The sequence below is a fragment of the Bradyrhizobium sp. GW821-FHT12B03 genome, from assembly GCF_058807535.1.
The window spans coordinates 105,018-120,313 of record NZ_JBXAQU010000021.1 but is presented as its reverse complement, the minus strand read 5'-3'; the positions used below and the strand labels follow the sequence as shown (position 1 = coordinate 120,313).

The 15,296-nt window shown below is 65.0% G+C and carries 15 protein-coding genes; 11 read left to right on the top strand and 4 right to left on the bottom strand.

Going from position 1 to position 15,296, the window contains the following annotated elements; all coding sequences use genetic code 11:
* Positions 1-3: 3 nt before the first annotated feature.
* Positions 4-1,860 carry an extracellular solute-binding protein gene (locus AC1RUR_RS31440; protein ID WP_492851360.1) on the bottom strand — a complete coding sequence of 619 codons (1,857 nt, stop codon included), beginning with the start codon at positions 1,858-1,860 and terminating at the stop codon, positions 4-6.
* A gap of 259 nt (positions 1,861-2,119) precedes the next feature.
* Here AC1RUR_RS31440 and AC1RUR_RS31435 point away from each other — a divergent pair, with 259 nt between their 5' ends.
* Positions 2,120-2,938, top strand: a complete 819-nt coding sequence (locus tag AC1RUR_RS31435; protein ID WP_492851298.1) for an invasion associated locus B family protein — start codon at positions 2,120-2,122, stop codon at positions 2,936-2,938.
* A 105-nt stretch (positions 2,939-3,043) separates the two neighbouring features.
* Here AC1RUR_RS31435 and hspQ read toward each other — a convergent pair whose 3' ends face one another.
* Positions 3,044-3,376, bottom strand: a complete 333-nt coding sequence (gene hspQ, locus AC1RUR_RS31430) for a heat shock protein HspQ (protein ID WP_018317973.1) — start codon at positions 3,374-3,376, stop codon at positions 3,044-3,046.
* A gap of 106 nt (positions 3,377-3,482) precedes the next feature.
* On the opposite strand from hspQ, the gene AC1RUR_RS31425 reads away from it, so the two are divergent.
* Complete coding sequence (locus AC1RUR_RS31425; protein ID WP_492851295.1) at positions 3,483-4,436, top strand: AEC family transporter; 954 nt, start codon at positions 3,483-3,485, stop codon at positions 4,434-4,436.
* Between the two features lie 61 nt (positions 4,437-4,497).
* Here AC1RUR_RS31425 and AC1RUR_RS31420 read toward each other — a convergent pair whose 3' ends face one another.
* Complete coding sequence (locus tag AC1RUR_RS31420; RefSeq protein ID WP_492851293.1) at positions 4,498-5,388, bottom strand: GntR family transcriptional regulator; 891 nt, start codon at positions 5,386-5,388, stop codon at positions 4,498-4,500.
* 190 nt (positions 5,389-5,578) lie between these two features.
* Between AC1RUR_RS31420 and AC1RUR_RS31415 the strand changes: the two genes are divergently transcribed.
* From AC1RUR_RS31415 to AC1RUR_RS31390, 6 genes are read left to right on the top strand one after another with little or no spacing between them, the layout of a single operon-like run.
* Positions 5,579-6,388: an ABC transporter substrate-binding protein gene (locus tag AC1RUR_RS31415; protein ID WP_492851291.1), complete on the top strand. Its 810-nt coding sequence runs from the start codon at positions 5,579-5,581 to the stop codon at positions 6,386-6,388.
* Between the two features lie 12 nt (positions 6,389-6,400).
* On the top strand, positions 6,401-7,126 hold the full coding sequence (locus AC1RUR_RS31410) for an amino acid ABC transporter permease (RefSeq protein ID WP_492851289.1): 726 nt from the start codon (positions 6,401-6,403) through the stop codon (positions 7,124-7,126).
* Positions 7,127-7,130: 4 nt separating this feature from the next.
* Positions 7,131-7,865 (top strand): amino acid ABC transporter ATP-binding protein, encoded by a 735-nt coding sequence (locus AC1RUR_RS31405; RefSeq protein WP_492851287.1) that lies wholly within the window; start codon positions 7,131-7,133, stop codon positions 7,863-7,865.
* A 23-nt stretch (positions 7,866-7,888) separates the two neighbouring features.
* Positions 7,889-9,046 carry a M20 family metallopeptidase gene (locus tag AC1RUR_RS31400; protein ID WP_492851285.1) on the top strand — a complete coding sequence of 386 codons (1,158 nt, stop codon included), beginning with the start codon at positions 7,889-7,891 and terminating at the stop codon, positions 9,044-9,046.
* Between the two features lie 29 nt (positions 9,047-9,075).
* Positions 9,076-10,158: a mandelate racemase/muconate lactonizing enzyme family protein gene (locus AC1RUR_RS31395; protein ID WP_492851283.1), complete on the top strand. Its 1,083-nt coding sequence runs from the start codon at positions 9,076-9,078 to the stop codon at positions 10,156-10,158.
* Entirely contained in the window at positions 10,151-11,323 is a 1,173-nt protein-coding gene (locus AC1RUR_RS31390) for a M24 family metallopeptidase (protein WP_492851281.1), read from the top strand. Before AC1RUR_RS31395 ends, AC1RUR_RS31390 begins: the two co-directional genes overlap by 8 nt.
* 103 nt (positions 11,324-11,426) lie before the next feature.
* Here AC1RUR_RS31390 and AC1RUR_RS31385 read toward each other — a convergent pair whose 3' ends face one another.
* Positions 11,427-12,611 carry a UbiH/UbiF family hydroxylase gene (locus AC1RUR_RS31385; RefSeq protein WP_492851279.1) on the bottom strand — a complete coding sequence of 395 codons (1,185 nt, stop codon included), beginning with the start codon at positions 12,609-12,611 and terminating at the stop codon, positions 11,427-11,429.
* A gap of 88 nt (positions 12,612-12,699) precedes the next feature.
* On the opposite strand from AC1RUR_RS31385, the gene pcsA reads away from it, so the two are divergent.
* The 3 genes from pcsA to AC1RUR_RS31370 all read left to right on the top strand — a co-directional run bounded on the left by pcsA (position 12,700) and on the right by AC1RUR_RS31370 (position 15,250).
* Positions 12,700-13,467, top strand: coding sequence for a phosphatidylcholine synthase (gene pcsA / locus AC1RUR_RS31380; RefSeq protein ID WP_492851277.1), 768 nt, complete (start codon positions 12,700-12,702; stop codon positions 13,465-13,467).
* On the top strand, positions 13,464-14,189 hold the full coding sequence (locus AC1RUR_RS31375; RefSeq protein ID WP_492851275.1) for a TerC family protein: 726 nt from the start codon (positions 13,464-13,466) through the stop codon (positions 14,187-14,189). The genes pcsA and AC1RUR_RS31375 overlap by 4 nt, the downstream gene beginning before the upstream one ends.
* Positions 14,190-14,275: 86 nt before the next feature.
* Positions 14,276-15,250 carry a quinone oxidoreductase family protein gene (locus AC1RUR_RS31370; protein ID WP_492851273.1) on the top strand — a complete coding sequence of 325 codons (975 nt, stop codon included), beginning with the start codon at positions 14,276-14,278 and terminating at the stop codon, positions 15,248-15,250.
* The last annotated feature ends 46 nt before the right edge of the window (positions 15,251-15,296 follow it).

Sequence of the window (15,296 nt, the reverse complement as noted above, 5' to 3'; positions counted from 1 at the left end):
GCGTCACTTCGCTGGACTGGCTTGAGGTACACCCTTGGACCACCAGGTCTCCGGCAGATAGCCGGACAGCGCAGTGGCCGTTGGTCGTTCTATCCGATTCCAGCGCGCGATCCATTGCTCGGATACGTTAAACAGGGGGATTGTGTAGAAGCCCGCGATCAGGGCGCGGTCGAGCGCGCGCGCCGCCGAGACGAAGGCCGTATGTTCACGGGCCTCCAGCAGGGCGCCGATCATGGCGTCGACCGCCGGATCCCTGGCGCCCATGTAGTTGCGGGTGCCGGGATTGTCGGCGGCGGCGCTGCCCCAATAGAAATACTGCTCGTTGCCGGGCGACAGCGACTGGTCCCAGCGGTTCTGGATCATGTCGAACTCGTAGGCGAGCCGGCGCTGGTCGAACTGCACGGGATCGACCGACCGCACGCTCGGCTCGATGCCGGCGCGCTTGAGGTCGCGCTGAAAGGCCAGCGCGATGCGTTCCTGGTCGCGGGTGGTGACCAAAATCTCGAACGTGAAGGGCGCCTTGGTCGTGCGGTTGCGCAGCACGGTGCCGTCGAGATCGTAGCCGGCCTCCGACAGCAGCTTCAGCGCGGCGCGCAGCATGGTCCGGTCGCGGCCGGAGCCGTCAGTCACCGGCAGGCGATAGCTGCCGTCCATGATATCGGGCGGAATTTGCGCGGCGAATGGCTTGAGCAGCTCGCGCTCGCGCGCGTCGGCAGGGTGGCCATAGGCCGACAGGTCCGAGCCGGCGAAATAGCCGGCGACGCGCGAATAGAGCGAGAAGAAGTAGTTGCGGTTGACCAGCTCGAAATCGAACAGCAGCGTCAGCGCCTTTCGCACGCGGATGTCGGCGAAGACAGGACGGCGGGTGTTGAAGACCAGGAATTCGGACGGTTGCGGCACGCCGGGCTTGACGGTGTCGCGGATCACCTCGCCGCTTCTGACGGCTGGAAAATCGTAGCCGTCGTGCCAGCGCAGCGGCTCGTGCTCGATGCGGAAATCGTAGAGGCCGCGCTTGAAGGCTTCGAACTGGCCGTTGGCCTCGCGGAAATAGTCGAGCCTGATCTCGTCGAAATTGTACAGCCCGCGATTGACGGCGAGGTCGCGGCCCCAATAGTCGGGATCGCGTGTGAGCGTCACGCTGGCGCCGGGCTTCACCGCCGCGACGCGATAGGGCCCCGATCCGACCGGTCCCGTCAGCGTCGTCTCCTCGAAGGTCGCGACATCGACCGCGTGCTTCGGCAGGATCGGCATCAGGCCGAGGATCAGCGGCAATTCCCGGTCGTTGGCCCCGGTGAGGTCGAAGCGGACGGTGAGGGGATCGGGCGCCTCGGCCCTGGTGGCCTTGGCATAGTATTGCCGCAGGTTCGGGCGGCCGTGATCGCGCAGCAGCTGCCAGGAGAACAGCACGTCCTCGGCGGTGACCGGTTTGCCGTCAGAGAAGCGGGCGCGGGGATCGAGGCGGAAGGTGACATAGGTCCGCTCGTCGTCGGTCTCGACCGATCTGGCGAGCAGGCCGTAGAGCGTGAACGGCTCATCCTGACCGCGCGCAAGCAGGCTCTCGACCACGTAGCTTCGAATCGGCTGCACCGCCAATCCCTTCACGATGAAGGGATTGAGACTGTCGAAGGTGCCGAGAATGCCCCAGGTCAGCCGGCCGCCCTTGGGCGCATCGGGATTGGCGTAGGGCATGTGGGTGAAACCGGCGGGCATCGCCGGCTTGCCATGCATGGCGATGGCATGGGCCTCCTCGGCCCGTGCCTCACTCGCCGACAGTCCGCCGGCGAGGGCCAAAGCGAGGACTGCGGTGAGGATGCAAAGGCGGGTGTCGGGGCCCTCGAGCAGGCGCTGGAACATGAACATCGACACACGTTGATTCGAGGACCGGCGGGCCTGAATCCTATCACAGGGAATTTCACCGGACGCAGCTGCGGATGTGGCCAAAGACGCTTGTCGGCATTGATCTTTTCGTCGGCCACGTTAAGAAGGCGGGCAATCGCGCAAGAGCGTCGAGCCCGTCACTTATCCGCCTCAATTGACGGGGAGAGAGCCGCGCCCAGGCGGCCAGGTTCGGCGCTTCGGAGCGGTTCGGGCACTTCCCGTTCAGAAAGGGTTTTCCGCAATGAATTTCCGTTACTTGGCCGCGTCCGTCCGGCCGCGCGGGCGACTTCTCGCCTTGTTGACGGCGACGGCGTTGGCCGTTCCGTTTGCTGCTGAGGCCCAGACCCCGGCGCCGGCCCCCGGCGCACCCAAGGCGGCTCCGGCCCCGAAAGCGGCACCCAAGGCTGCCCCCAAGGCTCCGGCACCGGCGGCCCAGGCGCCCGCCCAGCCGGCTCCCGCTCAGGGCGCACCTGCGCAGCAGGGCGCGGCCCAGCCGGCTGATCAGCAGATCCAGCTGATCTACGCGCCCTGGACCAAGTTCTGCCTCAAGGGCCAGGACGCCAACGCCAAGCAGGTCTGCTTCACCGGCAAGGACGGCCGCATCGAGTCGGGCCAGCCGGTCATCGCCGCCGTGATCATCGAGCCGGAAGGTGAGCCGAAGAAGATCCTGCGCGTGACGCTGCCGCTCGGCATGCAGCTCGTGCACGGCACCCGCATCATCGTGGACAGCAACGCGCCGCTGCAGCAACCGTATGTGATCTGCTTCCAGAACGGCTGCATGTCGGACTACGAAGCCACGCCCGAGCTCATCGCCAACATGAAGAAGGGCCAGAATCTCGTTGTCCAGGCGATCAACGCCAACGGCGCGCCGCTGACCCTGCCGCTGCCGCTCGCCGGCGAATTCCAGAAGGCCTATGACGGTCCGCCGACCGATCCGAAGGTGTTCGAGGAAACCCAGAAGAAGCTTCAGGAAGAGCTTCAGAAGAAGGCCGACGAGCAGCGCAAGAAGCTCGAGCAGCAGGGTGGCGCGCCCGGCGCAGCTCCGACCGGCCAGAAGTAAGTCGGGATCAGATTCCGGACGTGAAAAAGGCGCTCCCATGAGCGCCTTTTTTGTTGGTCGCCTGCTGGCGCCGAATGTTGTGGGCCGCCTGTTGGCGCCGAGGTGTCAGTTCAGCGAGGGATTGCGCGGGCGGTAGCCGCCATCCTTGTTCTTGATGAAGATCTCGGCCACCTGCGAATGACGGATCGGCTCGCCGGACTCGTCGGGCAACAGGTTCTGCTCGGACACGTAGGCGACGTATTCCGACTCCGCGTTCTCCGCGAGCAGGTGGTAGAACGGCTGGTCCTTGTGGGGCCGTACCTCCTCGGGGATCGACAGCCACCATTCCTCGGTGTTGTTGAACTCCGGATCGATGTCGAAGATCACGCCCCGGAACGAGAAGATCCGGTGGCGAACGACCTGTCCGATCTGGAATTTCGCGGTCCGCGCTTTAATCATTCCCCGTCGATAGACCAGGATTGTGGCCGATGCTAGTGCCCTCATTTGGAATTAACGTCCGCCCAAGGGGCAGATAGCCCCCAAGTCTTCAGAAGAAACTTGAGAAATGGTCGATATCCTCAATCTTGCACTACCTTATTTCGGCTTGATCTTCGTCGGATTTGCCTGCGGCAAGGTCAAGTCGCTGCCGGAATCGGGCCTCGCCTGGATGAACTTCTTCCTGCTCTACGTGTCGCTGCCGGCGCTGCTGTTCGCGATCATGTCGAAGACGCCATTCGCGGAGCTGAACAACCCGCCGTTTCTGGTCGCGACCACGCTGTCCACGGTTGCGGCGTTCACGCTGGCGCTGGTCGTCGGCAAGGTCCTCGGCCGCCTGACGTTGCGCGAGGCCACGCTCGCAGGGCTGTCCGGCGGCTACGGCAATATCGGCTATATGGGGCCGGGGCTGGCGCTGGCCGTGCTCGGGACGAAGGCGTCGGCGCCGACCGCGCTGATCTTCTGCTGCGACAGCATCTTCCTGTTCACGATCGTGCCGCTGCTGATCGAGCTGTCCGACCGCGACCATCCCTCGATCGTGCACGCCTTCGGCGTGGTGCTGAAGCAGATCGTGCTCAACCCGCTGATCATGTCGGCCTGTTTTGGCGCGGCAGTGGCAGCGCTCCATATCGAGCTGCCGGTCGCGCTCGACCGCACCATCACCTTCCTCCAGAACGCAGCCGCCCCGACCGCGCTGTTCGTGCTCGGCGTGACCGTGGCGCTCCGTCCGTTCGACCGGGTGCCGTGGGAGGTGCCGGGCGTGGTCGCGGTGAAGCTCCTGATCCATCCGCTCATGGCCTTCGGCTTGATGCTGGCGTTCGGCCCGTTCGCGCAGCCCTGGGCCGCGACCGCCGTGCTGATGGCCTCGCTGCCGCCGGCATTGAACGTGTTCGTGATCGCCCGGCAGAACGAGGCCTGGATCGAATCCGCCTCTGTCGCGGTGCTGCTCGGGACCTTTGCGTCCGTGGTCACGCTGACCAGCGTGATGTGGTTGCTCCAGACCGGCCGGCTGACGTTTCCGTGACGAAGACGGCTGAAGCAGCTCGGCGAAGCCGGGCGCCGAATTCAGCAATTCTGTTCCGTCGTCATGGTGCTGTCGCCCGCGCGGCGAGAAAGGCCTGTTCCAGGTGCGCGCGCATGCGGGTCGATGCCAGCGGCGCATCGCCTGCGGCAATGGCCTCGATGATCGCAAGGTGCTCGCGGCACCATTCGCGGACGCGCCGGCTGTCGAAATAGCTGCCGAACTCGAGCAGGCGCCGCAACCGGTTCTGGTACTGGATGGCCTGGGCAAAGAAAGCGTTGCCGCAGAACTCGGCGCACATCTCGTGAAATGCGGCATCGGTCTCGAACAATTGCGTGCTGGAGATCGAGGCGATGTCGGGATGCGAGGCGAGATACAAATGTTGCAGCCGCATCCGTTCGATCGCGGCGGGATCCGGCTTGAACGTCGGCAGCAGAAAGCCCGAGGGCTCGAGCGTCAGTCGAAATTCGTAGCTGGCGCGAAGCGAGACGAGGGAGTCGAGCGTCGGCAGGAAGGTCCAGCCATGCCCCTGTTTGCGCGCGATCAGGCCGTCTTCGGCGAGCCGCGCAAGGGTGCGCGCCAGCGCCGCGCGGTCGGCATTGTAGCGCCGTGCGATTTCGCTCTGCGTGATGGAGTTCGGAATGCGATGCTCGAGGCGATCGCGAACGAGCTTCGCGTAAAGCTCCTCGTCGATCGTCGAGGGCACTTCGATCTCAATCCGATGGAGGGATTCGAACGGCTTTCGCAGGAAGAACCCGTGGTTCTTCCGTGTCTCGACGATGCCGCGTTCGGCGAGGAGGTCGAGCGCGGACCTGATCGGCGTTCGCGAAACACCGATCAGGTCCGCAAGCTGCTGCTCGCGCAGATGGTGGCCGGGCTCCAGCCTGGCATTCCGGATGACATCGAGAATCTGGTTGGCGAGGCGAAAGCGACTTTGTTGCGTTGACCGCGCCATGAAAGGAGCTCTCGGATCCATCCTAAGGTACAAGTTGTTGCTAGCGATACAATAACTACCGGCTGCAATCTGCGCCAAAACCCCAATGAGTAAGCCTTGGTCAGCGATTGCCCGCTGAACAGGCTTGACGTCGAAGGCAGCAAAGATTGTATAATAAGCAACAATAGAACAATCAAGTCAGGAGCTGCCGATGTCTCGTTTGCGCCTCGCCTGCGGAGTCCTGTCACTTGTTCTGTCCGGATCGGTGATGGCTGCGGATCTGTCTTCGGTCTCGCTGGTCGAGAAAGGCGCGCTGACTTACGGCGTTGCCGGCACCTTCGCGCCCTTCGAATTCCAGAAGGACGGAAAACTGTCCGGCTTCGACATCGACATGATCGGGCTGCTCGGCAAGAAACTCGGTGCCGAGCCCAAGCCGATGAACATGGAGTTCAAGGGGCTGATCGTTGCGCTGCAAGGCGGCCGCGTCGATCTCATCAACTCGGCGATGTACATCAACGAGCAGCGGGCCGGCCAGGTCGACTTCGTTCCCTATCTCAAGATCGGGACGCTCGTGGTGGTGCAGGCGGACAATCCCGCCAAGATCACCGGCCGCGACGATTCCCTCTGCGGCAAGACCATCGCCGTCACGCTTGGCGGCATTCAGGAGAGCTACGCGCGTCAGGACGACAAGCGCTGCCGCGACAAGGGGCTTGCCGCTATCAACGTGATGACGCTGCCCACGGCGCAGGATTCGGCGCTGACGCTGCGGCAGGGACGTGCCGACGCCCTGTTCAATTCCACCCCGGGCGTGGTTGAGCTGATGGAGAAGGTGCCGGGCGTCTACGCCGTGGCCGGCTCCGAGTTCGAGGCCAACACGCAGATTGGCATGGCGGTGCGCAAGGGCGACGGCGCCATGAAATCGGCGATCGAAGCCGCACTCAAGGAGATCGTCGTCGACGGCTCCTACAAGAAGCTGATCGAAACCTGGAAATTTCCTGCCTCGGTGTCGCTGTTCGACTAAGGGAGCCTGCCGGTGTCCATCGAACTCGTCCTGAAGTACCTCACCTCGCCGAACTTCCTGCGCGGGGCGGAGATGACGCTGCTGCTGACGGTCGCCTCGCTCGTCCTCGGCATCCTGATCGGTCTCGTGCTCGCGCTGATCCAGGAGAGCCAGACCCGGATCGGCGCCGTCGTGACGGTCGCCTATCTCTGGCTCTTCCGCGGCACGCCCGTGCTGTTCCAGATCATCTTCATCTACAACGTGCTGCCGTCGTTCGGCATCAGGCTCTCGGCCTTCGTATGCGCGGTGCTGGCGCTGTCGCTGAACGAGGGCGCCTATATGGCGGAGATCCTGCGCTCGGGGCTTCAGGCGGTGAAGAAAGGCCAGCGTACGGCCGGTCTCGCGCTTGGCATGACCGGGACCCAGATGATGCGCCATGTCGTGATTCCGCAGGCCGCAAGGATCGTGCTGCCGCCGATCGGCAACCAGATGATCGGCATGCTGAAACTCAGCGCGCTCGTCTCGGTGATCGCCGTGGAGGAGCTGCTGCTGGTCGCGAACCAGGCGGCGAGTGCCGACTTCCGCTATTTCGAGGCGCTGACCGCGGCCGGCATCTACTATCTCGCGATGACCACGATCTTCATGGGTCTGCAGATCCTCATGGAAATCGCCCTCGACCCCAAGAAGCGGCGCGGCATGCGGCGGCTTTCGCTGACCGAACGGATGCTTGGCACATCGAAGATCGTGGCGGTGCGGTAGCGACATGCAGCACCTTCTCGAGATCGTCGGCGTCAACAAGAGCTTCGGTGCGACGCAGGTCCTGAAGACGTGCACGCTGGCGGTCGATCCCTCCGAGACGGTTGTCGTGATCGGTCCGTCAGGGTCCGGCAAGTCGACGCTGCTGCGCTGTGTCAACCTGCTGGAAACGGTGGACAGCGGCGACATCTTCTTCGAAGGCGAGAACGTCACGCGCGCCCGGCGTACGGCTCATCTGTTGCGCCGGCAGATCGGCATGGTGTTCCAGAACTTCGAACTGTTCGCCCATCTCTCGGCCGCCGAGAACGTCATGCTGGCGCCCGTGAAGATCCTCGGAATGAGCCGGGCCGATGCCCACGACATCGCGGTCGATCTCTTGCGCAAGGTGCAGATCCCCGAGAAGGCGGACGCCTTCCCGGACGAACTGTCCGGCGGGCAGCAGCAGCGCGTCGCCATTGCGCGCGCGCTCGCGATGCGGCCCAAGCTGATGCTGTACGATGAGCCGACCTCCGCGCTCGATCCGGAAATGATCCGCGAGGTGATCGACGTCATGGCAACGCTCAGCGCCGAGGGCATGACCAGCATCGTGGTCACCCATGAGATGGGATTCGCCCGGCGCGCGGCCGACAGGATCGTGTTCATGGAGCACGGCGAGATCATCGAGAGCGCGCCGAGCGACCGGTTCTTCGGCGGCACGGTCAACGACCGTGCCAGGCGCTTTCTCGACCAGATCCTGCACTGACTCCCGATATCCGGAATCCGTTGATGTCCAGCTCTCCCGACGTCGCACGCATGAAGCAGGAGCTTGCAAGGCTCATTGCGATCGATACGCAGAATCCTCCCGGTCACGAGGCGCCCGCGGCGGACTATCTGCGTGAGCTGCTGGCCGGTGGCGGCTTCGGCGTCACGGTGCAGGAGTACAAGCCGGGACGGGTCAACGTCATCGCGCGGCTCGAGAATGGCGCGGGCCCGGTCTTCGCGTTCAATACCCATATGGACGTCGTGCCCGCCGGCGAGGGCTGGTCCTCCGATCCCTTTGGCCTGACCGAGAAGGACGGGCGGCTCTACGGCCGCGGCGCCTGCGACTGCAAGGGGCCATTGGCCGCGATGCTGGAGGCCATGCGCATGCTGGCGGGCGATCGCGCGGCATGGTCGGGCACGCTGCTTGGCGTCTTCGTGGCCGACGAGGAGGTCGCCAGCGAGGGCGCCAGGTTCTACGCGGCGGGCCATCCCAGGATCGATGCTGTCGTGGTCGGCGAGCCGACGTCGAATGCGGTCTTTTCCGCGCACAAGGGCAGCCTGCGGCCGATCGTGCGGGTCTACGGCGTGTCGGCGCATTCGGGAACGCCGCATCTCGGCGAGAACGCGATCTACCGCGCCGGCGAATTGCTCGGGCTCGTCGCCGAGCATCACGACGAGGTGGTCCGTCACCGCAGCCATCCGCTGGTCGGAGCAGCCAGCCTCACGGTCACCAGGATCAATGGCGGCCACGCCGACAACGTGCTGCCCGGCGCCTGCGATCTGCTGCTTGATCGCCGGATGGTGCCGGGCGAAGACGAGGAGGCGGTCAAGCGCGAGATCGGCGAGCTCCTCGTGGTCGCGCGCGAGCGTTTCGGCCTGCGCGCCGAGATCGTCGACTACAAGGCGACGACGGGCGGAGCAACGGAAACCGCGCTGGACAGCCCGATCGTGAGTGCGAGCCTTGCTGCGAGCCGGGCCCATGGTGTGGCCAAGCCGGGCCCGTTCGGCTTCCAGGGCGCCTGCGATCTCGTGCATTTCACCGGCGTAGGCGCGCAAGGCGTTGTGATCGGTCCTGGCGATCTCGGCGTCGCGCACAAGCCCGACGAATTCGTGCCGGCCGATGAGTTCATCACCGCCAGCCTGATTTATCGCGACGTGGCGAAAGCCATGCTGCGCAACTAGGATCCAAGCGTTTGCGGGTTTCACTGCACTTGGCAGACTTGCATTACGGCGGCGGGCTCGTCCTGCACACGGCGTCGTCGGGCAGCATTCCTTCCCTGAAGGAAGTCTACCTGCGGCTCGACGATGGCGAGACGGTCGGCGTCGGCGAGGTGAGGGCCAACATCGCCTACCTCAACGGCTATGACGAAAGCACCGTGGTGGAGGCCGCCATCGCCGCGATACGCGACGTCGATTGGCGTCGCGATCCGCTCGACCTGATCGCGATGATGACGCTGTGGGAGACGCCGTACATCGCGCCGGTCCGGACGTTGATCGATTGCGCGTTGCATGATCTCGTCGCGCGTCGAGAGCACAAGACGGTTGCCGCCTGGCTCGGCGCCGCGGGGCAGGATGTAACCTGCCGGACGAACCAGACCCTGTTCTGGTCTTCCGACCAGGACTTTCTCGCGCGGGCGCAGGCATATGTCGCCCGCGGCTATACGGACCTCAAGGTGCGCATTGCCGTCGCGGATTTTGCCGAGGATCTGCGTCGCATCGCGGCTCTGCGGGAGCGTTTTGGCGGGCGAGTGAAGATTGCAGCCGACGCAAACGGACGCTGGAGCGCCGACGAGGCGCTGGCAAAGCTCGCCGCGCTCGCCGCGTACGATCTCGTCTATGTCGAGCAACCGGTGCCGGCCGGCGATTGGGCAGGCATCGATGAGCTCGCGCGGCGAAGCCCGATTGCGGTGATGCTCGACGAGAGCATTGCCGCGGCCGGTGATGTCACACGAATATGTGCCTACGAGGGGCGGGTGTTTGCGCACCTCAAGCTGGTGAAGCTTGGCGGCATTGCGCCGACCGTGGCGGCGGCGCGGAAGCTGTCGGAGGCCGGCGTGCCCTTCATGATCGGCCAGATGAACGAAGGAGCCGCGGCGACCGCGGCGGCGCTGCACGTCGCCTGTGCTACCAGGCCTGAATTCGCCGAGCTCTACGGCGCCGACGGGCTCCTCGACGATCCGGCCTCGGGCACCTCCTACACAGCCGGAGCGGTCCGGACAGACGGCGCGCTCGGCCTCGGCGTCACGTTCGATGCCGCCACCACCAAGCTCATCGGAGACTACGGATATGACTAGCGACAGCGTGCAGCAGGGATCTGAATCTGCGTTCCCGAAACGGGAGTATGACGGGCGTGTCGCACGTGCGCGCGCGCTGCTCGCCAAGGCCGACATCGACGTCATGGTCGTCACCGGTCCGGAGAACATCTTCTACCTCACCGGCCAGCAGACGCCGGGCTACTACACCTTCCAGGCGCTGGTGCTGCCGGTCGAAGGCGAGCCGGCCTTCGTGGTCCGACAGCTCGAATATTTCAACTTCATCGCGAACACCTTCATCGCCAATGCGCAGGTCTACCAGGACGGCGACCAGCCGGTGAATTTCCTGGTTGATGTCATCAGGGACCGCGGCTGGGCGTCAAAGCGCATCGCGATCGACAAGCGCGGCTGGTTCTTGCCCGTCGCGACCTACGAAGCGCTCCAGGACAGGCTTGGGACGGTCTACGACGGCGCAGGGATCATTGAGCAGCTCCGTATCGTGAAGTCGGCGGCCGAGCTCGAGAAGATCACCACCGCCGCGTCCTATGTCGAGGCTGGTATGCGCGCGGGCCTTGCCGCGGTGAAGTATGGGGCGAGCGAAAACGACCTCGTCTCCGCGATGGTGGGCACGTCGATCGCCGCGGGCTCCGAATATGTCGGCATGGAGCCGCTGGTCTCCGTCGGCCGCCGCAGCGGCGTGCCGCACGGCACCTGGCGGCGCGGACGGATCGGAGCCGACGATCCCGCGTTCCTGGAAATGGCCGCCAGCCATGATCGCTATCACGCCGCGCTGATGCGCAGCGCCTGGATTGGCGCCATGCCGCAGCGCGCGATCGATATGGAGAAGGCCTGTCAGGACGGACTTGCCGCGGCGCTCGAGGCGATCAAGCCGGGGGCGCCCTGCGAGGCGCCGCACCTGGCCTGTCAGCGGATCATCGATCGCGCAGGCTATACCGAGAACTTCAAGAAGCGCGTCGGCTACAGCATCGGCATCGCCTTTGCGCCCGATTGGGGCGAGGGCGGCGTGCTCAGCCTGTACACGGGAGTGACCACCGAATTGCGCCCGGGGATGACGTTCCACCTGCCGGTCGCGATGCGGGATTTCGGCCAGTTCACGGTCGGCGTCAGCGAGACGGTCATCGTCACCGAAACCGGCTGCCGGCCGCTCAGCACCATCGATCGCTCAATCCTGCGCGTCGCGGGCTGATGACGCGCGTGCCATCGGTGGCTTGAAAATCGATTTTCGAACAGGGGCTTAGAGCGAAGCGTTTGCGTGTTTTGATCCGGTCGCGCGGCAAGTTCCGGGCAGGCTACCGCCGCCAGGTCGGCGTCAGGCCCTCGCGCATGGCAAAACGCCTGAGCGGTCCTACGGCGCCGAGCAGGTGCATGCCGACGGCGCGGACCGGTTGGAGCGGCAGGAAATCGTTGAGCAGGGAGCGGTTGGCCATGTCGATCACGAATGTGCGGCTCAGGATGTCCGGACGCCGCGCCCGGTCGTAGCGCTTGAGCACGTCGGGCGCGCCGGGATCCCGGCCTGATGCGACGGCCTCGCCCGCGAGCTGGGCAATGTCGGCGGCATCGCGCAGGCCGAGATTGAGGCCCTGGGCGCCGATCGGGGGAACCACATGGGCGGCTTCGCCGACCAGCGCGATGCGGTCGCGGCCGAACGATTTCGGACGTTCGATCGCCAGCGGAAACAGGTTGCGGCCCGGCTCGACCGTCATGCCTCCCAAGATCGAATGCGACTGCTTCTCGATTGCGGCGGACAATTCCTCGTCGCTCAAGCCGCGAAGCCGCTCGGCTTCCGCGGGAGCTGCGACCCAGACGATGCTGGAGCGATCGCCGGGCAGGGGCACGAACACGCAGGGCCCGTGCGACGTGTGGAACTCGGTCGAGACGTTGCGATGCGGCCGCGCGTGGCTGACGTTGAAGGTGAGCGCGGTCTGCGTCAGCTCGCGCCGCGTCACCTCGATGCCGGCCGCCTCCCGGCACAGCGAATGCCGGCCGTCGGCGCCGACCACGAGCCGGGCCGACAGGAATTGTCCGGACGCCGTGCGGATCGCGACGTCGTCGGCCTCGACGACGACGCTTTCGGCCTCGTCGTCGAAACGGACGATTCCGGGCAGCTCGCCCGCGCGTTCCTCCAGCGCCAGCATCAGCGAGCGGTTGGCGATGTTGTAGCCGAAGGCGTCGAGTGCGATCTCGTGGCAGGAGAAGCGGACCTCCGGTGCGCGGAACAGCCGCCCGGTGTCGTCCACGAGGCGCATGATTTCGAGCGCGGCCGCCTTGTCCTTGCAGCGTCGCCAGACGTCGAGGTTCTCCAGGAGTTCGACGGAGGCACCGAGCAGCGCGGTGGTGCGGTTGTCGGCATAGGGCACGCGGCGCGCCACCAGTGCGGTCCGTGCACCCGTCTGCGCCAGCGCGATGGCCGCCGCAAGTCCCGCCGGTCCACCGCCGATCACGGCTGTGTCAAAGAGTGTCGATGCGTCTGTCATGGGAACGACATTTGACACGCCCGGCGGCAAATTCAAGCCCACCTATTTTTCCCTGATTTTATGGCGAATTGTGCGACCGAGGGCCGCAATGGCGGATGTGCAAAGCGGTCCCATTCTGGTAGCAGAAGCCATGGATACCCAGCAGGATTCCCTGAAACCGACCCCCGCGATCCGCGCTGCGGCGTTCTCGGTGCACATCTTCACTGCCTTCGGCGCGGCCATTGCGCTGCTGGCGATGCTCGAGGCCGTGCGCGAGCACTGGGCGGCGATGTTTCAATGGCTGGGCGTCGCCCTGATCATCGACGCGATCGACGGGCCGATCGCGCGCCGGCTCGACGTCAAGAACGTGCAGCCGAACTGGTCGGGCGACGTGCTCGACCTCGTGGTCGATTTCGTCACCTATGTGTTCGTGCCGGCCTACGCGATCGTGGCGAGCGGGCTGCTGCTGCCGGTCGCGGCTCCCTTGCTCGGCGTCGCCATCATCGTCACCAGCGCATTATATTTCGCCGATCTGCGCATGAAGGCCGACGACAATCATTTCCGCGGCTTCCCGGCGCTGTGGAATGCGGCCGCGTTCTATTTGTTCCTGCTGCACTGGCCGCCGTTGTGGTCGACGCTGCTGGTCGCCGCCCTCGTGGTGCTGACCTTCGTGCCGTTCCACGTGCTGCATCCGGTCCGCGTCGTGCGGCTGCGCTGGCTGACGATGTCGCTGATCGCGATCTGGGCGGTGCTCTCCCTTTACACGCTGGACAAGGATTTTCACGTCGGTACCGGCGTGACGCTCGCGCTGTGCGCCATCGCGCTCTGGGTCAGCTTCAGCGACGCATTGATCCGCCTGGCAAGATCCTTCGCATGATGCATCTCCTCACAAGCCCCGAAGCCTGGGCCGCGCTGCTGACCCTGACCGCGCTCGAGATCGTGCTCGGCATCGACAACGTCATCTTCCTGTCGGTGATCGTCTCGCGCATCCCCGAGAAGCAGGCGCACCGTGCCCGCCAGGTCGGGCTCGCACTGGCGCTGATCTTCCGCATCATCCTGCTGAGCCTTCTGGTCTGGCTGATCGGCCTGACCGCGCCGGTTTTCTCGATGAAGGGGTACGACTTCTCCTGGCGCGACCTCATCCTGATCGGCGGCGGCCTGTTCCTGATCGCAAAGGCGACGCACGAGATCCACGCCGAGGTCGAAGCCGATGACGGCGAGGGCGATCAGGCCTCCGGCCGCAACGCCTTCTTCTGGGTGATCGTCCAGATCGTCATCATCGACATCGTGTTCTCGCTGGACTCGATCATCACCGCGATCGGCATGGCGCAGGACATCGAGATCATGATCGCGGCCGTCGTGATCGCCTGCCTGATCATGTACATTTCGTCCGGGCCGGTGTCGCGATTCGTCGCGGAGCATCCGACCACGAAAATGCTGGCGCTGGCGTTCCTGGTGCTGATCGGCGTCGCGCTGGTAGCGGACGGATTCCAATTCCACATCCCGCGCGGCTACATCTATTTCGCAATTGCGTTCTCGGCGGCGGTGGAATTCTTCAACGTGCTGGCCAAGCGCAACCGCAAGAAGGCCGGCAAATAGTCGCGTTTGGTTCGTTCCATCCCGCGTCGAGTTGACAAGGCGGGCGCGATGGCTTTCGCTTTGCCGCGAGAAGAGGAGGTCAGGCGATGACCAAAGCGGTCCGTGTGCACAAGGTCGGAGGCCCCGAGGCCCTGGTCTACGAGAGCGTCGACGTCCCGGCGCCGGGCCCAGGCGAGGTGCGCATCCGCCAGCATGCGGTCGGGTTGAACTTCATCGACGTCTATTATCGCACCGGCCTCTACAAGGCGCCGGGGCTGCCCTTCATCGCCGGCAACGAGGCCTCGGGCGAGGTCATCGCGGTCGGGCCCGGCGTGACGCATTTCCATCCCGGCGACCGCGTCGCCTACTACCACAATCTCGGCGCCTATGCCGGCGAGCGCAACATCCCCTGGGAGAAGCTGGTCAAGCTGCCCGACCACATCACCCACGAGCAGGGCGCCGTGCTGATGCTGAAGGGGCTGACGGTCTGGTATCTCCTGCACAAGACCTTCAAGGTCGAGCCGCATCATCGCGTGCTGATCCATGCCGCGGCCGGCGGCATCGGCCTGCTCGCCTGCCAATGGGCGAGGGCGCTCGGCGCGCACGTCATCGGCACGGTCGGCTCGCGCGAGAAGGCCGAGCTTGCCGAGGCCAATGGCTGCGACCATGTCATCCTCTACAACGAGGAGGATTTCGTCGCGCGCGTCAAACAGATCAGTCGCAACGAGGGCTGCGACGTCGTCTATGACGGCGTTGGCAAGGCGACCTTCCCGGGCTCGCTGTCGTGCCTGAAGCCGCGCGGCATGTTCGTCTCCTTCGGCAATGCCTCGGGTCCCGTACCGCCATTCTCGATCGCCGAGCTCAACAATCACGGCTCGCTGTTTGCGACGAGGCCCAAGCTCAACGACTATATCGGCAAGCGCTCGGAGCTGCTGGAAGGCGCCGATACGCTGTTCTCCGCCATCATCAGCGGCAAGCTGCATGTCCAGATCAACCACGCCTACGCGCTCAAGGACGCCGCGAAGGCGCATATCGATCTCGAAAGCCGCAAGACGACCGGCGCATCGATCCTGAAGCCGTAGGTCTGCCGTCATCATCCGTGTCCCGGACAAGCTGCAGCGCGTCAGC

Excerpts from the sequence above, each read along its gene's own strand:
- AC1RUR_RS31440 (WP_492851360.1), bottom strand. The coding sequence starts at position 1,860 with ATGTTCATGTTCCAGCGCCTGCTCGAGGGCCCCGACACCCGCCTTTGC.
- AC1RUR_RS31435 (WP_492851298.1), top strand. The coding sequence starts at position 2,120 with ATGAATTTCCGTTACTTGGCCGCGTCCGTCCGGCCGCGCGGGCGACTT.
- hspQ (WP_018317973.1), bottom strand. The coding sequence starts at position 3,376 with ATGATTAAAGCGCGGACCGCGAAATTCCAGATCGGACAGGTCGTTCGC.
- AC1RUR_RS31425 (WP_492851295.1), top strand. The coding sequence starts at position 3,483 with ATGGTCGATATCCTCAATCTTGCACTACCTTATTTCGGCTTGATCTTC.
- AC1RUR_RS31420 (WP_492851293.1), bottom strand. The coding sequence starts at position 5,388 with ATGGCGCGGTCAACGCAACAAAGTCGCTTTCGCCTCGCCAACCAGATT.
- AC1RUR_RS31415 (WP_492851291.1), top strand. The coding sequence starts at position 5,579 with ATGTCTCGTTTGCGCCTCGCCTGCGGAGTCCTGTCACTTGTTCTGTCC.
- AC1RUR_RS31405 (WP_492851287.1), top strand. The coding sequence starts at position 7,131 with ATGCAGCACCTTCTCGAGATCGTCGGCGTCAACAAGAGCTTCGGTGCG.
- AC1RUR_RS31400 (WP_492851285.1), top strand. The coding sequence starts at position 7,889 with ATGTCCAGCTCTCCCGACGTCGCACGCATGAAGCAGGAGCTTGCAAGG.
- AC1RUR_RS31390 (WP_492851281.1), top strand. The coding sequence starts at position 10,151 with ATGACTAGCGACAGCGTGCAGCAGGGATCTGAATCTGCGTTCCCGAAA.
- AC1RUR_RS31385 (WP_492851279.1), bottom strand. The coding sequence starts at position 12,611 with ATGACAGACGCATCGACACTCTTTGACACAGCCGTGATCGGCGGTGGA.
- pcsA (WP_492851277.1), top strand. The coding sequence starts at position 12,700 with ATGGCGGATGTGCAAAGCGGTCCCATTCTGGTAGCAGAAGCCATGGAT.
- AC1RUR_RS31375 (WP_492851275.1), top strand. The coding sequence starts at position 13,464 with ATGATGCATCTCCTCACAAGCCCCGAAGCCTGGGCCGCGCTGCTGACC.
- AC1RUR_RS31370 (WP_492851273.1), top strand. The coding sequence starts at position 14,276 with ATGACCAAAGCGGTCCGTGTGCACAAGGTCGGAGGCCCCGAGGCCCTG.